The organism is Candidatus Kaiserbacteria bacterium (genome assembly GCA_016699245.1).
GTDB lineage: Bacteria > Patescibacteriota > Minisyncoccia > Phycocordibacterales > UBA918 > Damh-18.
Window position 1 is genome coordinate 924480 of record CP064968.1, and the last position, 13968, is coordinate 938447.

The following is a 13968-nucleotide window of genomic DNA, read 5'->3' on the forward strand; positions in this document are numbered from 1 at the left end:
TGTAAGTTATTATGACAGAATCAACAATGCCAGTAGCCGAGGTGACTCAAGACAATTTCGATGAGCGAAATACGTATGAGTTTGCCTTCCACGTTCTTCCAACGGTTGCTGAAGGGGAAGTAGCAGGTGTCTTTGAGTCACTCAAGGCCCACATTACCAAGGTCGGAGAAATCGTAAACGTAGAAGCTCCTGAGCGGGTAGACCTCGTCTACGCAATCGTAAAGTCCATGGAGGGCAAGAACCGCAAGTTCACGAGCGCATACTTTGGATGGGTCAGGTTCAAACTTGAAGCAGACAAATTGGCTGCACTCATGGAGGAATTGAGCACCGAAAGCGCTGTGTTCCGCCATCTTCTTATCAAACTCACCCGAGAAGAAGAAGCGCACCCATTCCGCTTCCACGAAAACCGTAAATCAGTCAAAATGGTAGAGGTAATCAACGAGGAAGAAATCCTCGAAGAAGTACAAACTGAAGTTGAGGAAAATGTAGAAGTATCAGAAGCAGCACTCGAAGAGTCACTCGAAAAAATTACTCAAGACGGAGTAATACCAGAAAAAGTATAAGTATAGACTGAGAGAGGATTGAAATATAGTATTACAAGAAATAGATGAGATGAGTATTGGAGTTCCTTCGTCACAAAATCCATTAGGAATAGGATTTTGAGACGGCTAACTTTTTCTAACTCGTTTCACTCGTAAGAAAAACTAAGCATGTACCTTAACAAAGCAATGATTTTCGGGAATCTCACACGAGACCCTGAGATGCGCGCACTTCCAAGTGGACAGCAGGTTTGCAGTTTTAGTATTGCAACCAATTACACGTACAAAGACCGAGAGGGAAAGCGTGTAGAAAAGTCAGATTTTCACAACGTTGTGGTCTTTGGCGTTCAGGCTGAAAACAGTGCAAAGTATCTCAAAAAGGGTGCGAGCGCCTACGTCGAAGGACGTCTCCAGACACAGTCTTGGGAGAAGGATGGTGTAAAGCATTATCGAACGGAAATTGTTGCTGATAGAGTACAGTTTGGTCCTCGTACCGACGGTGGTGGCAGTAGTGCTCCACGAGAGGCAGGCGCAGGAAGCGCACCGAGCGCAACACCACAAAAGGGGAATGCCCCAGAATACCCAGAAGAGGACATCAACCCCGAGGACATCCCATTTTAAAGAACAAAATCACTTCATCTGCTTTGTCAGACTGCAGTAATTTGAAACTCGTCGTACTGTTGTACGCCTCGTCTCAAATTCTTTGTCTTCCGCGCATCTAAAGCAATTTTGATCTTTAAAATATGCAATCAGTCCTAGAGAAAAACTAATCTTAGAAAACTTGAAACATTAACAACTAAAATACCCACATGGAAAAGAAAACAACAACAAATGTTGAACATTACGACTACAAAGATGTGCTCCGCCTACGCGCACACATGAACCCACATGCTCGTATGTTCAGTCGAAAGCGCACAGGCCACACCGCTCGCGAACAGCGAGTATTCGCCCAAGCAGTAAAGCGCGCCCGCTTCATGGCTCTCTTGCCATATGTTGCGGAGTAGGACAAAACGAAAAAACCGCACGCCCCAAGGGCGTGCGGTTTTTTATACCTCATATAACTGCGAAATAAGAACCAAGTGACTTTTCTAAAGAGATGTGGCATTATCCTTCCCAGATACGCAATCACCCGATCGTGTACGTTCCTAAGGAGAAGTGCCATGACACCGTATGTTTAGGTTGCAACAAGAAATCATTAATCTGTTGTGTCGTTTGAAAGAGTACCATCCCGAAAAATTTGTCCGATTTATAGGTTTGTGCAAGCAGAGCAGGATTCCTTCATCAGTAAAATGGATAAATGTTTTACGCAAACAGGGCGTCTCAATCCCTCAAGGAGAATCGTCCCGGAACTTTAGAAGTATCAATTTTCCGGAAATCATCCTTGAACAGATCAGCGAAGATGGCACAGACATTCTGAATCTATTGGGGTTAGAATTTTATGACCATCACGCACCATACGGACTCACGGGATGGGTTGCTAAACGTGGTAGAGGTGATAACTTTCTCCGCACAGCATATGCCGCGCAACCGCGGGCACTTAAAGAGGGAGACATCCTTTTGACGGGCGAGCGGGTACTTTGCCCACCGCGCGATGGCGGAAATGGAAGGGTACTTGTGAAAGTCTCTGGGCGCATAAGAGGGACATGGTTGGATTTCCCGAGTGGAACCGCAATTGCTCTTTTGCCTAGTTTCGAAAATGTTCCCCCAGGTCTTATCGAGTAGTTACCAAACCCCACCATCAAAAATCGCGATGCCCCCAGCATCGCGATTTTTTAGTATGCACACTAGGTCTTAAAAGAGGTGTGAGATATCCCGAGCCCGAGTACTAAACTCGTTGAGGCATAACTTTCGAGACGCCTCGCGCAAGGCCACACAGGCCGAAATTGAATACAAAGCTTAAAAACCCCTATCGCAGAAGTGGTGCCGAATAGTTTTAGGGGCTTATGCGTGCGTATCGAAAGTTCGTGCCGAGAAAGAGTTGTCGCTATTCCTGGTCGAATCAGGCCTTCTCAGCGCGTTCGGTATATTCGCCCGACTCAGTATTCACTCGAATCACATCTCCTTCATTGATGAAGAGAGGTACCATCACCTTTGCACCTGTCTCAAGAGTTGCATCCTTGAGCGCATTGCCTGAGGTATTTCCTTTCACCGCAGGTGCAGTCTCCTTTATCATGAGTTCTACCTTTACGGGGATTTTGACACCAATAACGTTGTCATTGTAGAGAAGGGCATCGAGCACCGTCTTTGGCTTGATGTACTTAATACCGTCACCCACGACGTCAGCAGCAATCGCAAAACGCTCGCTTGCTTTCCCCGGAGTATTAAACCAGTATTCCCCCTTACTCTCATAGATATACTCAATTGGCTTACAACCCATGTCTGCCTCATCAGCGGTTTCGTTTGAGTGGAATGTCTGTTCTACTACACGACCAGAGACAAGGCTTTTGAGCTTGGTCACATTGACGGGCTTGCGCTTTTGTTTTCTAAAAACATGCGATGCGAGCACAAGAAACGGCTCATCGTCCCAGATAATGATTTTCTTCAGTGTAATTTCGTTGTACGCAAGTACCGCCATAACTTTTTTAGTGTATTATATGTAATAATTATTAACCGTAGTGGGTGCATAGTACCAGTATATGTTTGGCCTTTCAACTACAGAGACAGTGAAGTTGCTCCCCGATGAGGTTATTCTTGCCCGCGTACAAGTAGAACCATGGCTTTTCACCGCAATTCTTGAGCGGTATCAAGCCGCATTTTTGCGCAAAACAAAGACAATTATCTTCAATGAACAAGATGCAGAAGAGGTAGTCCAAGACGCATTTACAAAAATATACATAAACGCACATAAGTTTGAAGTTCGCGAAGGTGCAAAGTTTTCTTCATGGGCATATACTATTCTGGTAAATACCGCACTCACACGCTACCAGAAGTGCGTGAAAGAGGGGAAGCGTACACTCCTCCTTGATCCCGAGTACATGGAGATGATGGGTGAGATGAAAGAGCATAGTGCCTTTAATCAAGACAAGGATGCTATTGAACGCGTATTAGCTAAAATGCCGGGGCACTTCGCACGCGTACTCCGCCTCCATTACCTCGAGCACTGGTCGCACAAAGACATCGCCGAAGAAACAGGAGAGACCGTCGGTGCCGTGAAAGCCCGCATCCACCGCGCCAAAGCCGAGTTTGAAGGAAGCCGAAGGAGCCGCTTTTGTAATCAATTGAGCAGAAACCGGGGGGGAAAGGGGGGGGGGGCGCCGGGGGGCGCCCCGGGGGGGGGGGGGAGAGGGGGGGAAAAAAAAACGGGGGGGTTTGTAGAAAAAGGAAGGGGGGGGGGGGGGGGGAAAGGGGGGGGGGGGGGCGAAAGAGAAACCTTTTTATACAAACGCGAGTTATAAAAAAATACTAAAGATAATCAATTATTATTATGAAAACACTACAAAAAAAGATCATGCGCGGTATCTACTACGCATATGCAATCCGTCTCGCCACTCTCCCTGGGCTCTGGCAGGGCTTTGTGATGCTCGGAATTATGATTGTCCTTACCCGTTTTGTGTCTCTCGGAAATGTCATCAACAACTTCTCGCAGATTGAGATGAGTCACGTCGGTACGTTTGCATACAATGCAGTACGCACCACAGAACTGTGGACCCTTCTCCTTATTGGAATCTTCGTTTTCCTCTCGCTCTCTCTTCGCTTTAAGTTCTCTCCCCGCCACAAAAACACCTACGCCTTCGCCCGCGTGTAGGAAGTAGAAACACAAAAGCCCCACTGTCGGGGCTTTTGTGTTGCACTATTAATGTCCATTCACTTTGCCACCACAAGTTCAAGAAGTGGAATGTGTGCTGTGCCCACAGTAACTTGATTCATCTCTTTCTTACCTATTTTGCGTGATGCATCGAGAATTTCTAAATAGAGTGGGTTACCCGCTTCATCAAAATCAACAAGTATCTCTGGGGATACCTCCACAGTTTTTGCCACTTTGCCTTTGCGCAATGTCATACTGAGAGCGTCGACTTCTTTATCGTAGGTAATTTTCATATGTTGATGGTATCACTTGGTTTTATGCTTCGCAACCCAATGTGCAGTCACGACTACAATACGTAGTTCTTCAATTTTCACAACCACCTTAAGGTGATTTTTTGCATACAATCTATATCGTTCTTCTCTGAAATTGTATGTCGGTTCTATAAAGTCTGGCTGCTCTATAGTGGCAAGTACCTTCGCCTTATCCAAATCCCTTTGCTTAATTTGAAGAAGCGAGTGCTTACTAAACACTATTTTCATATAAGTCATAGTATAACACAAAAGCCCGCGGCCTACGCCGCGGGGCTTTTGGGTTTTGGTCAATTACTCCCCCCCCACTTCCTCATCAGACGCCGATGCTTTTGTTTTACTCCAGCATCATTGTTCTTCAATGACTTTTGAACATGCTTCATAAGTTCACCCATGAGTTTTTTGTCGGCACGGAGTGCAGTGCGTGTCGCATCATATCCGCGTCCGAGCTTTACCTCTGCACTCGCATCACCTCCGGGAGGGAGGTATGAGTACGATGCACCGGACTTCTTAATGAATCCATATTTCTCACCAAGAGCAAGAAGTTCACCCTCACGACTGATACCCTCATTGTATATAAGGTCAAACTCAGTCGCTTTAAAAGGTGCTGCCACTTTATTCTTTACCACCTTTCACGCGGTGACGACCGCCCTACCACCTCCTCACCCTTCTTAATCTGTGCAATACGGCGAATGTCGAGACGAACGGAAGTGTAGAATTTAAGTGCCTTTCCACCTGGGGTAGTTTCTGGGTTACCAAACATCACTCCAATCTGCATACGGATTTGGTTGATGAAGATAATCACCTGTGCTACTCTTTGCAACATTGCTCGTGAGTTTACGGAGTGCCTGGCTCATGAGACGCGCTTGCTTACCCACATGGTGTGCACCCATCTCACCTTCAATCTCATCCTTTGGCGTGAGTGCCGCCACTGAGTCGATGACAATCACATCAATTTTCCCAGAGCGGACGAGTGATTCTACGATTTCAAGCGCCTGCTCGCCATTGTCTGGCTGAGAAATGAGGAGTTCATCAAGTTTGACTCCAAGATTTTTTGCATACTGTGGATCCATCGCGTGCTCAGCATCAATGAATGCGCAAATGCCACCGAGCTTTTGTGCCTCTGCTACTGCGTGCAGGGAAAGGGTGGTCTTACCCGATGATTCAGGACCAAAGATTTCAATAATACGTCCACGAGGATATCCGCCGATGCCGAGTGCCTCGTCGAGCCCAATAGAGCCAGAAGAAATAGCATCCACATCTACTTTGTGCGTACTGCTCAAGGTCATGATGGAATCATCACCAAATTTTGTTTTGATACTTCTGAGGGTCTCTGCAATATCACTAAGTCCGCGTCGCTCTCCTGCCTCGAGGGGAGCCTTCGTTACTTTCGCCTTTGCCGGCGTCGCTTTTTTCTTTCCTACCACAATAAAAATAATTATCCAGACTTATAAATATGCATATAGTATACCCCACAAAATCCCCTAAATCACATTGCCCCCATGAGCACAAAGTCCCCATTTTCATAAAAACTCGTTGAGTCACACACCACTGATGCGCCTCGCGGACTCCCCCAAGGGAGGAGCGGAGCAAAGTCCTAGAAATATAATCCAAAGGATTATATTTCTAGGACTTATGCGTGCGGAGCAGGGGTGTGTGACGAAAAAGAGTTTTGGAGGCAGAAGTGCATGTCGAAATAGAGTGTGTACGCTCCAATACTGAGTTGACTCACCCCGCGACATACACATACTCCTCCGTATGTGTGGTGGTGCGGCCAAAACGGTCCTTTGCTTCGAGCGTCATTATGGTGTAGCCACTTTCGAGTACCAGTATTTCCTTAAAAGCACCTGCTTCATTGGTGTGTATCTCTCGTCCATTGAGGGTGAGTTTCACTATATTGTGTGTGGTGCCCGTGAGTGTGATACTCCGCTCATGATGAAGTACCCCATGGGTATCATCGAGGGAGATGGAGGGACCTGCAAGGAAATTACGTGCCTGAAAGTGTACGTACCAAAGGAGAATGGCAGCGAGCAGTATCACACCGAGTACGCGGAGTATTTTCCCTAAGGTAAGGGTATGAGTGTTGATTCCGTGCATGAATTAAATTTGATTGTCAGAGGAGGGGCGCTCAGCAATAACTTGACGTGGCTTTGAGCCGTCTGCGGGACCCACAATACCGCGCTCCTCGAGGATGTCTACAAGTCGCGCTGCTCGCCCATAGCCGATGCGTAGTTTGCGCTGGAGGAACGAGGTTGAAATCTTTCCTGCATCGAGCGCTATCATACGTGCCTCCTCATAGAGTTCATCATCTTCTTCTTCATCATCATTCACATTTGAGGCAAAAATTGCATTCGGGTCACTCTTGTCCCCATGGGGATCAAGATTGATTGTCTCGAGTGTCTGTGCAGAATTCTGGTCACGGAGGTAATTCACCACCTTTTTCACTTCTTCTTCAGTCACAAAGGCAGATTGGAGTCGAATAGGCTTAGGACTTTCCGTAGAAAGGAAGAGCATATCTCCTTTGCCGAGGAGCTTTTCCGCACCGGGCTGGTCGAGAATAGTACGTGAGTCAATCATTGAGTTTACCTTGAGCGCAATACGCGTTGGCATATTGGCCTTAATGAGACCGGTAATAACCTTCACCTCAGGACGCTGGGTCGCGAGGATAAGATGAATACCAATAGCACGACTCTTTTGCGCGAGGCGTACGATACACGCTTCGAGTTCCTTAGGATACGCACTCATGAGGTCGGCGAGTTCGTCGATAACAATCACAATGTATGGCAGTGGCTCAGGGAGTGTGGCCTCGTCTGCTTCAGGGGAGCCGTTTTCTTCAAACTTCTGTTTTGCAGGTCGATAGACTTTTTCGTGGTAGGAACTGATGTTTTGTACTTTGTTGTCGCGGAGTATCTCGAGGCGTCTATCCATTTCCTTAATACACCATTTGAGTGCAATAATCACTTTCTTTGCGTCGGTAATCACGGGAGTGAGGAGATGTGGAATACCATTATAGAGAGTGAGTTCCACCAGTTTTGGGTCCACCATGATAAAGCGGAGCTGGTCAGGTGAATTACGGAAGAGGAGGGAAATGATGATGTTGTGAATAGCCACCGACTTTCCCGGCACCCGTGGTACCGGCGATGAGTCCATGTGGCATGCGTGCCACATCAGCAAACTGTGCTACGTTTGCAATATTCTTTCCGAGTACAGTGAGAAGAGGTTTTGGTGAGTCGGTGTATTCAGGTGAGTTAAAGAGAGTAGCGAGGCCAATGGTTTGACGTATTTTATTAGGCACTTCAATACCCACGAGTGATTTCCCCGGAATAGGTGCTTCTACACGGATAGAGTCTGCCGCAAGTGCGTAGGCAAGGTTGTTTTGGAGGCTCACAATCTTTTCGAGCTTCACTCCCTCAGCAGGCTTAATAGCATATTGGGTCACCGTGGAGCCGATGGTCACTGCGTCCATCTCCACATCAATATTAAATTTCTTGAGTGTGCGTTTGATGGTAATAGAATTAGCACGCACATCTCCCACATCGGGACGGCCCTTGTCTTTATTGAGGAGCGAGAGTGGGGGAGCAGCATAGGTGCCCTTAAAACTCGAGACAGCAAAATCGGCGGTTTGTTTTTTAAAGACACGATCAGTAATTGAGAGTTTTTTCTCTTCTGCGCCCTCGGCATGTTCTTCTTCAGATGGAGGTACTTCTCCCGGCGCGAGTGGCGTCGGGCCACCCACCACGGTAGGATTCACATCCATGAGGTCTTCATCTTCCTCTTCTTCACGCTTAAAGATGTGAATGATATTGGTATCAAAGGTGAGGAAAACGCCCACAAGGAAAAGCGCAAAAAGTACCACTCCCGTCACAATCCCACCAAAGAGTGAGTAGAGTGGGTAGTGCACTGCCTTCCCGATGAGCCCACCGTGGGTCAGGCTAAGTTGCAGGAGGCCGAGAAGCCCAAGGAAGGTGATGATGATACCGGTGATTTTTGAGAGACTAATATGATTGTCGTCTCGGGGTACGAGAAAAACATACATAAAGAGAAGACAGATAATAGGCGCAAAGACAAAGCCATACCCAAAGGTGGAGTCGAGACCTTTATATATGTAGTCCCCCGCCACTCCCGCGATGCCAAAGGGCGCAATAGCAAAGATAATAGCAAGCACAAAGCAAAAGAGCGCACCAATAGCCTGCTTGGTATGTGGTGAAAGGTCACCAAAAAATGAACTCGTCTGCGGTGGGGGAGTGACTACCCGTGTCTTTCGTTTTCGTGATGGTGCTGCCATGCCTAGGTATTTTTGTGATCGTTTAAATAATACATATATAGTATCACACTGACCCAATCCACTTTTCCCCAAAACAGGGTAATTAAAGCTCGTGGAGGGGGCGCAGACTTCGCTATTTAAAACCCTACGGTCGAATTTCTTTTTTGGAAAAGAAATTCGGCAGACCAGAAATTATAGTCGCTTGCGCTCATTAATTTCTAGGCCACCCAAGCCCCTCCGTTTTAAATACCGAAGTCTGCACCCCGATAAATTTTCGGAAAAGGAGAGATCTCGGTGAAACTCCTCAGAGTTGAAACGGAGGTCTTTTCTTGAGGAGAAAAGAGTTACAAAATTACTAAGGCGGTGCCTTTAAATATCCAAATAAAACTTACCGCATCGACACCTTCAAAGAAAGATTGAGTGCTTTTGCGATACGTCCAAGTGTCTGGAGGGAAGGGTTTCCATCACCCCGCTCAAGCCGCGAAATAACAGGTTGGCGACTGCCAATAGCATCAGCAAGTTGCGTCTGTGACCACCCACGCCTAATGCGTTCTCGAATGATAGTTCTCACTATCTCATATTCAGGTTCAAGCGCTTTGTACTCAGCCGCAATAACAGGGTCTTTGAGCATTCGCGCTTTAAATTGTTTATATGTAGTTGTCATAGTGAATTAAATATAACTTATAAGTTATATCAATGCAAGTTATCCATAATGACTCTTGCAGCGGTAAGTTCCTTTTCAGGCGTCTTTTGAGTTTTCTTGATAAAAGCATGTAGCAAAAAAGCACTATTTTTATGGAAACAATACAATATTCTAATTTCTCGTTTACCTCGAATGCGAAGCTCTAAAAGCCCATTTTCTAGATATTTACTATGCGGCATCCCTAGGTTGTTTTCAAACTCCTCAAGGAGATCGATAACCTTCATTACTTTAGTTATTTCCTCTGCATAGAGTGACTCAATAAATAATTCAACAGAATTGAGGAGATTGATTTGCATACCACTATTGTACCCCACACCGTACTCCTGTAATATATACGTATTGTTGGCTTCGGCCTCCGAGATTGCCCCGCGAAAGCGGGGCTTTCGCTTGCACTAAGAGGCACCCAAAGACTCGTTGAGGTACAACTTTCGAGACGCCTCGCGCAGCCCTCGTTGGGCGAGCGGAGCAAAGACCAGAAACTACTAATCCAAAGGATTAGTAGTTTCTGGTCTTATGCGTGCGTATCGAAAGTTCGTGCCGAAAAAGAGTCAGACAGCCAAAGAGCGTTCATTCTTTGCTACAAACTCCAACACAAAACCCCATAAAAGTCACATTCCAATAAAGGTCAAAAGGGCGTATACTGTCTTTAAGTTTGTTCCCCATTATCAAAGACACCTATACGACAGTATAGCGCGTAAAGAGACACTCTCACGGACAGATATGCAGGATAGAATAATCGAGGATGCTGAGTTTTATAAATATATTTACAAAAAGACAGAAAAGATTGTCTGTGCTGTCTTTTTCATACTACGAGCAGACACCGAAGAAGGACAAAAAGACACCATAGTGAGCGACACCGAAGAAGCGGCAAAAACACTCCTTGATGTCGTTTTGCTCGCGCTCCGCTCGCCGCGATCCTATGCCGATGTCCATGCGAGAGAGATACAGCATGCGCTCCTTATCCTCGAGAGCAAACTTCGTATATCCCATGCTTCCCGCATCCTCCGTGAAGGGTACTTAGAGGTCTTTCTGAATGAACTGGATAGTGTAAAGCGTACGCTCCGGAAGTATATCGAATCCCCCGACAGGAATCCCCTCGCGGTTGAGGAGGTTCGTATAGATGGGTTGGAGAAAGCGAGAAAGGTGCGGGAGCCAAAGCGTATAGAGGCCCGCCCCGAGGGCGCACCGGCAAGTCAGCCTATAGGACGTACACGAAGCGAGCGTATCCTAGACATTATAAAAGACAAAGGTGAAGCAACTATTAAAGACATCTCAGAGAACATAACGGACTGCAGCGAAAAGACAATTCAGCGTGAACTCATCACAATGATAAAAGACAATCTCATACTTCGTGACGGAGAGAGAAGGTGGAGCAAATACAAATTAGTTTAATGTGAATTGAAGTGTGTATGTGTCTTTGAAAAGTGTCTATACGACATTTATTCATTCTTACTCTTGAGAGATAATCAAAATATTTATACGACAATTCTTCTGTACCCTGTCCTTTATTTTTTGTATCAAAGAAGAAAGGACAGGGTACAGAAAACTGTCCCTGTATGCACCATGTCCCGTAAGATGTGATGCATACAATCGTCATAATACGCAGTGGGGGAGCATCAGTTTCATTGACTTTATAAGTAGTGAAACGTACACTTTTCCAATCATTCTTTTGGAGATATATTGCATAGATATGCACAGTATCCACAGGCAGAATGGGGTGTAGTATCAGATTTTTTCTGTATACTATATCTATTGCGCATAGAGCGCCTATTTTATTAATGGGCTCACACTATGATGGCAGGTATTGTTCTTTGAAAATCTGAACTACATGTTCACTACATAATAGTATGCAGATGCATACGCTTATCCTTCTTTTTCAAGAAGGGGGGGGGCAGAAAATGGGGGGCGGGGGGAAAAAAATTTCGGGGGTGCCCCTCCTCCCCCCCAAAAAAAAAAAAGAATGACGGGGAAGGGTGCGATGAGTCTCCCGATTTTCCTTCTCCCTTTACGCTTAGTAAAAGAAAGTATCTCAGTCTTATATTGTAGCTAATCCATTGTCTATGTGGGTGTCGACCCAACGGTGCGTGCGCATAGCACGTTTTGTAAAACATATTCATGGAATAGTGATATTCGTGAGCAATCCTTCGACGGGTTGTTCGCAAATAAGAATTAATTCTTATTATTAGAGTAAACAAACTTATAAATAGTTTTATTTATGAACATTACAGCAAATACAGTTGTATCAAAGCTCTTCGTAGCTTTTGTTGCAGCTTCAATGCTCGTTATGCTTGCTTCACCTGCAAAGGCGGCAACAGCAGAAGAGCTCCAAGCACAAATCGACGCGCTTATGGCGCAGATTTCTGCCCTCCAGGGTAGTACTGCACCAGCAGCAACTCCAGCAGCAGGATGTACGTTCACACGTGCACTCACTGTTGGATCACAAGGAGCAGATGTAAAGTGTCTTCAGGATTACCTTACACCTAAGTACTTTACTAACGCAGGTGGTTCAACAGGTTACTTCGGTTCTGTTACCGCAGCAGCAGTAGCCGCATGGCAAACAGCAAACGGTGTTATGCCAGCAGCTGGCTACTTCGGTCCTGTATCACAGGCTAAGTACGCAGCTCTTATGGCAGCAGCTCCTGACACTGATGATTCAGATGATACTGATGACACAGATGGAGACAACACTTCAAGCGACCTCTCAGGCGAGGCTTCACTCAAGACTGTTGAGATCAACAATGGAGATGATCGAAACAATGTTGAGGAAGGTTCAACCGAGGTAGAAGTTGCAGACATCAATGTTGAATTTAGTGATGGTGATGCAATGATCACTCGCCTTGATATTGCTCTCGTAGGTGACAATACACCAACAGAGGCAGATCCATGGAAGGTATTCGGTGATGTCTCTCTTGTTATAGACGGAAAGACTATTAAGACTATCGACGCTTCAGATAAGGATAACTACCTCGATGAAGATGATGGTTCACTCCGCTTCTCAGGTCTCGACATTGTTGGGTTGGAAGATGAGGAAACCACCATTACTGTTGTAGTAGACGTAACAGACAATCTTGATGGTGCTGGATCTGATGCTGACTGGACAGTCAAGGCAGGTTCACTCCGATTCGTAGATGCAGAAGATGTTACAACAACTGAGGGAGGAACTGGTGATCTTGAAGATGATTGGACAGGCCCTACAGCCGATTTCTCAATCGACACATTAGGTTCTGGTGATGATCTCAATCTCGAAGACTCAGATGAGAATCCAGACGCAACAACTATTGAACTCAGTGAGAATGACAACACCGAAGAGGCTATCTTCGCGTTCGATCTCGCAGCTGATGATAGTGACAATGCTATTAAGCTTGACAATCTTGTCTCAGTCGTAGTAACGGTTGCGGCAGCTGGTCCTGGTTCAAATCTGGACACACTCGTAAATGATTTCCGTCTCGAAATTGGCGGTGAATCATTCAGCGCAGAATCTTATTCTGGTGCTGGGTCAACATCTACAATTGACTTCGATATCAATGGTGACTTCACTATTGACGCAGATGATACAGTCACCGCTGTCCTCTATGCAGACTTCAATGACATGGAAAACGCTGATCAAGGTTCTACAATCTTCGCATCAGTAGCTCCGGCAGACATTGATGCTGAAGGAGATGATAGTGGAGAAAACGTTGTTGTTGATGGTTCTACTGTCACTGGTGCAACACACACACTTCGAACTTCAGGTCTAGCAGTTGAACAAACAAGTGATACCGTAACTGCTGACGAAAACAGTGACGCTATCACCACTGATAATGCTGCCGATTTCACCCTCAAGTTTGATGTAACGTCATTCGGTGACTCTGTGTACCTGCCATTTGGTGCAAGCGCAAGTACAACTGACCTTGTAGACGGCGTTGGATACTCGATTGTTAATACAAATACCAATGCTATCGTAGCAACTGGTACACATATTGCAGGAGTTTCAGCCGCTGGAGGAACAACAGTCACAAAGACAAACTCATTCAAGGTTGGATCTGGGTCATCAGTAGAATTTACCCTTACGGTAAATTATGATCCTGTTGCTTCTGGTTCATACAAGCTTCGTCTTGACACACTTAAGTATGCATCATCTGATGCTGCAACAGCTGTGACAACACAGGATGTATCAACACAAGACATTGAAACTGACCCAATCACTATTGCACAATAATATTGTTCAAAAAGAATTGATTAAGTTCAGTGTGATGACGTAAGTCAAAGCTAGAAAAGCACAAAGCCAAAGGGGAAATGGCTTAGCGAAAACCGAAAGGCAAGTACCTACAGAAAAACCGGCGCGCAAGCGCCGGTTTTTCTGTACCCCCAACAAACCTAATCCACAACTTATCATGTTGGGTTTACGAAACCCAACATGATAAGAATAG

The 13968-nt window shown here is 45.8% G+C and carries 16 protein-coding genes and 1 pseudogene; 8 read left to right on the plus strand and 9 right to left on the minus strand.

Annotation, left to right across the window (positions count from 1 at the left end; genetic code table 11):
* The first annotated feature begins 11 nt into the window (after positions 1–11).
* From IPH92_04715 to IPH92_04730, 4 genes are all read left to right on the plus strand, one after another.
* Positions 12–563 (plus strand): 30S ribosomal protein S6, encoded by a 552-nt coding sequence (locus IPH92_04715; GenBank protein ID QQR64829.1) that lies wholly within the window; start codon positions 12–14, stop codon positions 561–563.
* Positions 564–710: 147 nt separating this feature from the next.
* On the plus strand, positions 711–1160 hold the full coding sequence (gene ssb, locus IPH92_04720) for a single-stranded DNA-binding protein (protein ID QQR64830.1): 450 nt from the start codon (positions 711–713) through the stop codon (positions 1158–1160).
* Positions 1161–1348: 188 nt separating this feature from the next.
* Positions 1349–1543 carry a 30S ribosomal protein S18 gene (gene rpsR / locus IPH92_04725; GenBank protein QQR64831.1) on the plus strand — a complete coding sequence of 65 codons (195 nt, stop codon included), beginning with the start codon at positions 1349–1351 and terminating at the stop codon, positions 1541–1543.
* 166 nt (positions 1544–1709) lie between these two features.
* Positions 1710–2261 carry a hypothetical protein gene (locus tag IPH92_04730; GenBank protein QQR64832.1) on the plus strand — a complete coding sequence of 184 codons (552 nt, stop codon included), beginning with the start codon at positions 1710–1712 and terminating at the stop codon, positions 2259–2261.
* A 277-nt stretch (positions 2262–2538) separates the two neighbouring features.
* On the opposite strand, the gene IPH92_04735 is transcribed toward IPH92_04730, so the two are convergent.
* The gene (locus IPH92_04735) at positions 2539–3114 is read right to left on the minus strand and encodes an elongation factor P (GenBank protein ID QQR64833.1); all 576 of its coding nucleotides are present in this window, start codon (positions 3112–3114) and stop codon (positions 2539–2541) included.
* A 61-nt stretch (positions 3115–3175) separates the two neighbouring features.
* Here IPH92_04735 and IPH92_04740 point away from each other — a divergent pair, with 61 nt between their 5' ends.
* Entirely contained in the window at positions 3176–3934 is a 759-nt protein-coding gene (locus IPH92_04740; GenBank protein ID QQR64834.1) for an RNA polymerase sigma factor, read from the plus strand.
* Between the two features lie 29 nt (positions 3935–3963).
* On the plus strand, positions 3964–4284 hold the full coding sequence (locus IPH92_04745) for a hypothetical protein (protein ID QQR64835.1): 321 nt from the start codon (positions 3964–3966) through the stop codon (positions 4282–4284).
* 59 nt (positions 4285–4343) lie between these two features.
* Here IPH92_04745 and IPH92_04750 read toward each other — a convergent pair whose 3' ends face one another.
* The 8 genes and pseudogenes from IPH92_04750 to IPH92_04785 all read right to left on the minus strand — a co-directional run bounded on the left by IPH92_04750 (position 4344) and on the right by IPH92_04785 (position 9855).
* A complete protein-coding gene (locus IPH92_04750) occupies positions 4344–4577 on the minus strand; it encodes a DUF2283 domain-containing protein (GenBank protein ID QQR64836.1) in 234 nt (77 codons plus the stop codon).
* Positions 4578–4589: 12 nt separating this feature from the next.
* Entirely contained in the window at positions 4590–4823 is a 234-nt protein-coding gene (locus IPH92_04755) for a DUF4258 domain-containing protein (GenBank protein QQR64837.1), read from the minus strand.
* Between the two features lie 59 nt (positions 4824–4882).
* Positions 4883–5881: pseudogene (recA, locus tag IPH92_04760) on the minus strand (recombinase RecA).
* A gap of 439 nt (positions 5882–6320) precedes the next feature.
* Positions 6321–6689: a hypothetical protein gene (locus tag IPH92_04765; protein QQR64838.1), complete on the minus strand. Its 369-nt coding sequence runs from the start codon at positions 6687–6689 to the stop codon at positions 6321–6323.
* A gap of 3 nt (positions 6690–6692) precedes the next feature.
* The gene (locus tag IPH92_04770) at positions 6693–7742 is read right to left on the minus strand and encodes a DNA translocase FtsK (GenBank protein QQR64839.1); all 1050 of its coding nucleotides are present in this window, start codon (positions 7740–7742) and stop codon (positions 6693–6695) included.
* Positions 7663–8877 (minus strand): DNA translocase FtsK 4TM domain-containing protein, encoded by a 1215-nt coding sequence (locus IPH92_04775; protein QQR64840.1) that lies wholly within the window; start codon positions 8875–8877, stop codon positions 7663–7665. Before IPH92_04775 ends, IPH92_04770 begins: the two co-directional genes overlap by 80 nt.
* 367 nt (positions 8878–9244) lie before the next feature.
* Positions 9245–9520 carry a helix-turn-helix transcriptional regulator gene (locus IPH92_04780; protein QQR64841.1) on the minus strand — a complete coding sequence of 92 codons (276 nt, stop codon included), beginning with the start codon at positions 9518–9520 and terminating at the stop codon, positions 9245–9247.
* 29 nt (positions 9521–9549) lie between these two features.
* A complete protein-coding gene (locus tag IPH92_04785; protein QQR64842.1) occupies positions 9550–9855 on the minus strand; it encodes a type II toxin-antitoxin system RelE/ParE family toxin in 306 nt (101 codons plus the stop codon).
* Positions 9856–10279: 424 nt separating this feature from the next.
* On the opposite strand from IPH92_04785, the gene IPH92_04790 reads away from it, so the two are divergent.
* The gene (locus IPH92_04790) at positions 10280–10951 is read left to right on the plus strand and encodes a hypothetical protein (GenBank protein QQR64843.1); all 672 of its coding nucleotides are present in this window, start codon (positions 10280–10282) and stop codon (positions 10949–10951) included.
* An 823-nt stretch (positions 10952–11774) separates the two neighbouring features.
* The gene (locus tag IPH92_04795) at positions 11775–13757 is read left to right on the plus strand and encodes a peptidoglycan-binding protein (protein QQR64844.1); all 1983 of its coding nucleotides are present in this window, start codon (positions 11775–11777) and stop codon (positions 13755–13757) included.
* Positions 13758–13968 lie beyond the last annotated feature (211 nt).

Coding starts and splice junctions, on each gene's coding strand:
- rpsR (QQR64831.1), top strand. CDS start 1,349: ATGGAAAAGAAAACAACAACAAATGTTGAACATTACGACTACAAAGAT.
- IPH92_04735 (QQR64833.1), bottom strand. CDS start 3,114: ATGGCGGTACTTGCGTACAACGAAATTACACTGAAGAAAATCATTATC.
- IPH92_04730 (QQR64832.1), top strand. CDS start 1,710: ATGTTTAGGTTGCAACAAGAAATCATTAATCTGTTGTGTCGTTTGAAA.
- IPH92_04740 (QQR64834.1), top strand. CDS start 3,176: ATGTTTGGCCTTTCAACTACAGAGACAGTGAAGTTGCTCCCCGATGAG.
- IPH92_04715 (QQR64829.1), top strand. CDS start 12: ATGACAGAATCAACAATGCCAGTAGCCGAGGTGACTCAAGACAATTTC.
- IPH92_04780 (QQR64841.1), bottom strand. CDS start 9,520: ATGACAACTACATATAAACAATTTAAAGCGCGAATGCTCAAAGACCCT.
- IPH92_04750 (QQR64836.1), bottom strand. CDS start 4,577: ATGAAAATTACCTACGATAAAGAAGTCGACGCTCTCAGTATGACATTG.
- IPH92_04795 (QQR64844.1), top strand. CDS start 11,775: ATGAACATTACAGCAAATACAGTTGTATCAAAGCTCTTCGTAGCTTTT.
- IPH92_04765 (QQR64838.1), bottom strand. CDS start 6,689: ATGCACGGAATCAACACTCATACCCTTACCTTAGGGAAAATACTCCGC.
- ssb (QQR64830.1), top strand. CDS start 711: ATGTACCTTAACAAAGCAATGATTTTCGGGAATCTCACACGAGACCCT.
- IPH92_04790 (QQR64843.1), top strand. CDS start 10,280: ATGCAGGATAGAATAATCGAGGATGCTGAGTTTTATAAATATATTTAC.
- IPH92_04770 (QQR64839.1), bottom strand. CDS start 7,742: ATGGACTCATCGCCGGTACCACGGGTGCCGGGAAAGTCGGTGGCTATT.
- IPH92_04785 (QQR64842.1), bottom strand. CDS start 9,855: ATGCAAATCAATCTCCTCAATTCTGTTGAATTATTTATTGAGTCACTC.
- IPH92_04775 (QQR64840.1), bottom strand. CDS start 8,877: ATGGCAGCACCATCACGAAAACGAAAGACACGGGTAGTCACTCCCCCA.
- IPH92_04755 (QQR64837.1), bottom strand. CDS start 4,823: ATGAAAATAGTGTTTAGTAAGCACTCGCTTCTTCAAATTAAGCAAAGG.
- IPH92_04745 (QQR64835.1), top strand. CDS start 3,964: ATGAAAACACTACAAAAAAAGATCATGCGCGGTATCTACTACGCATAT.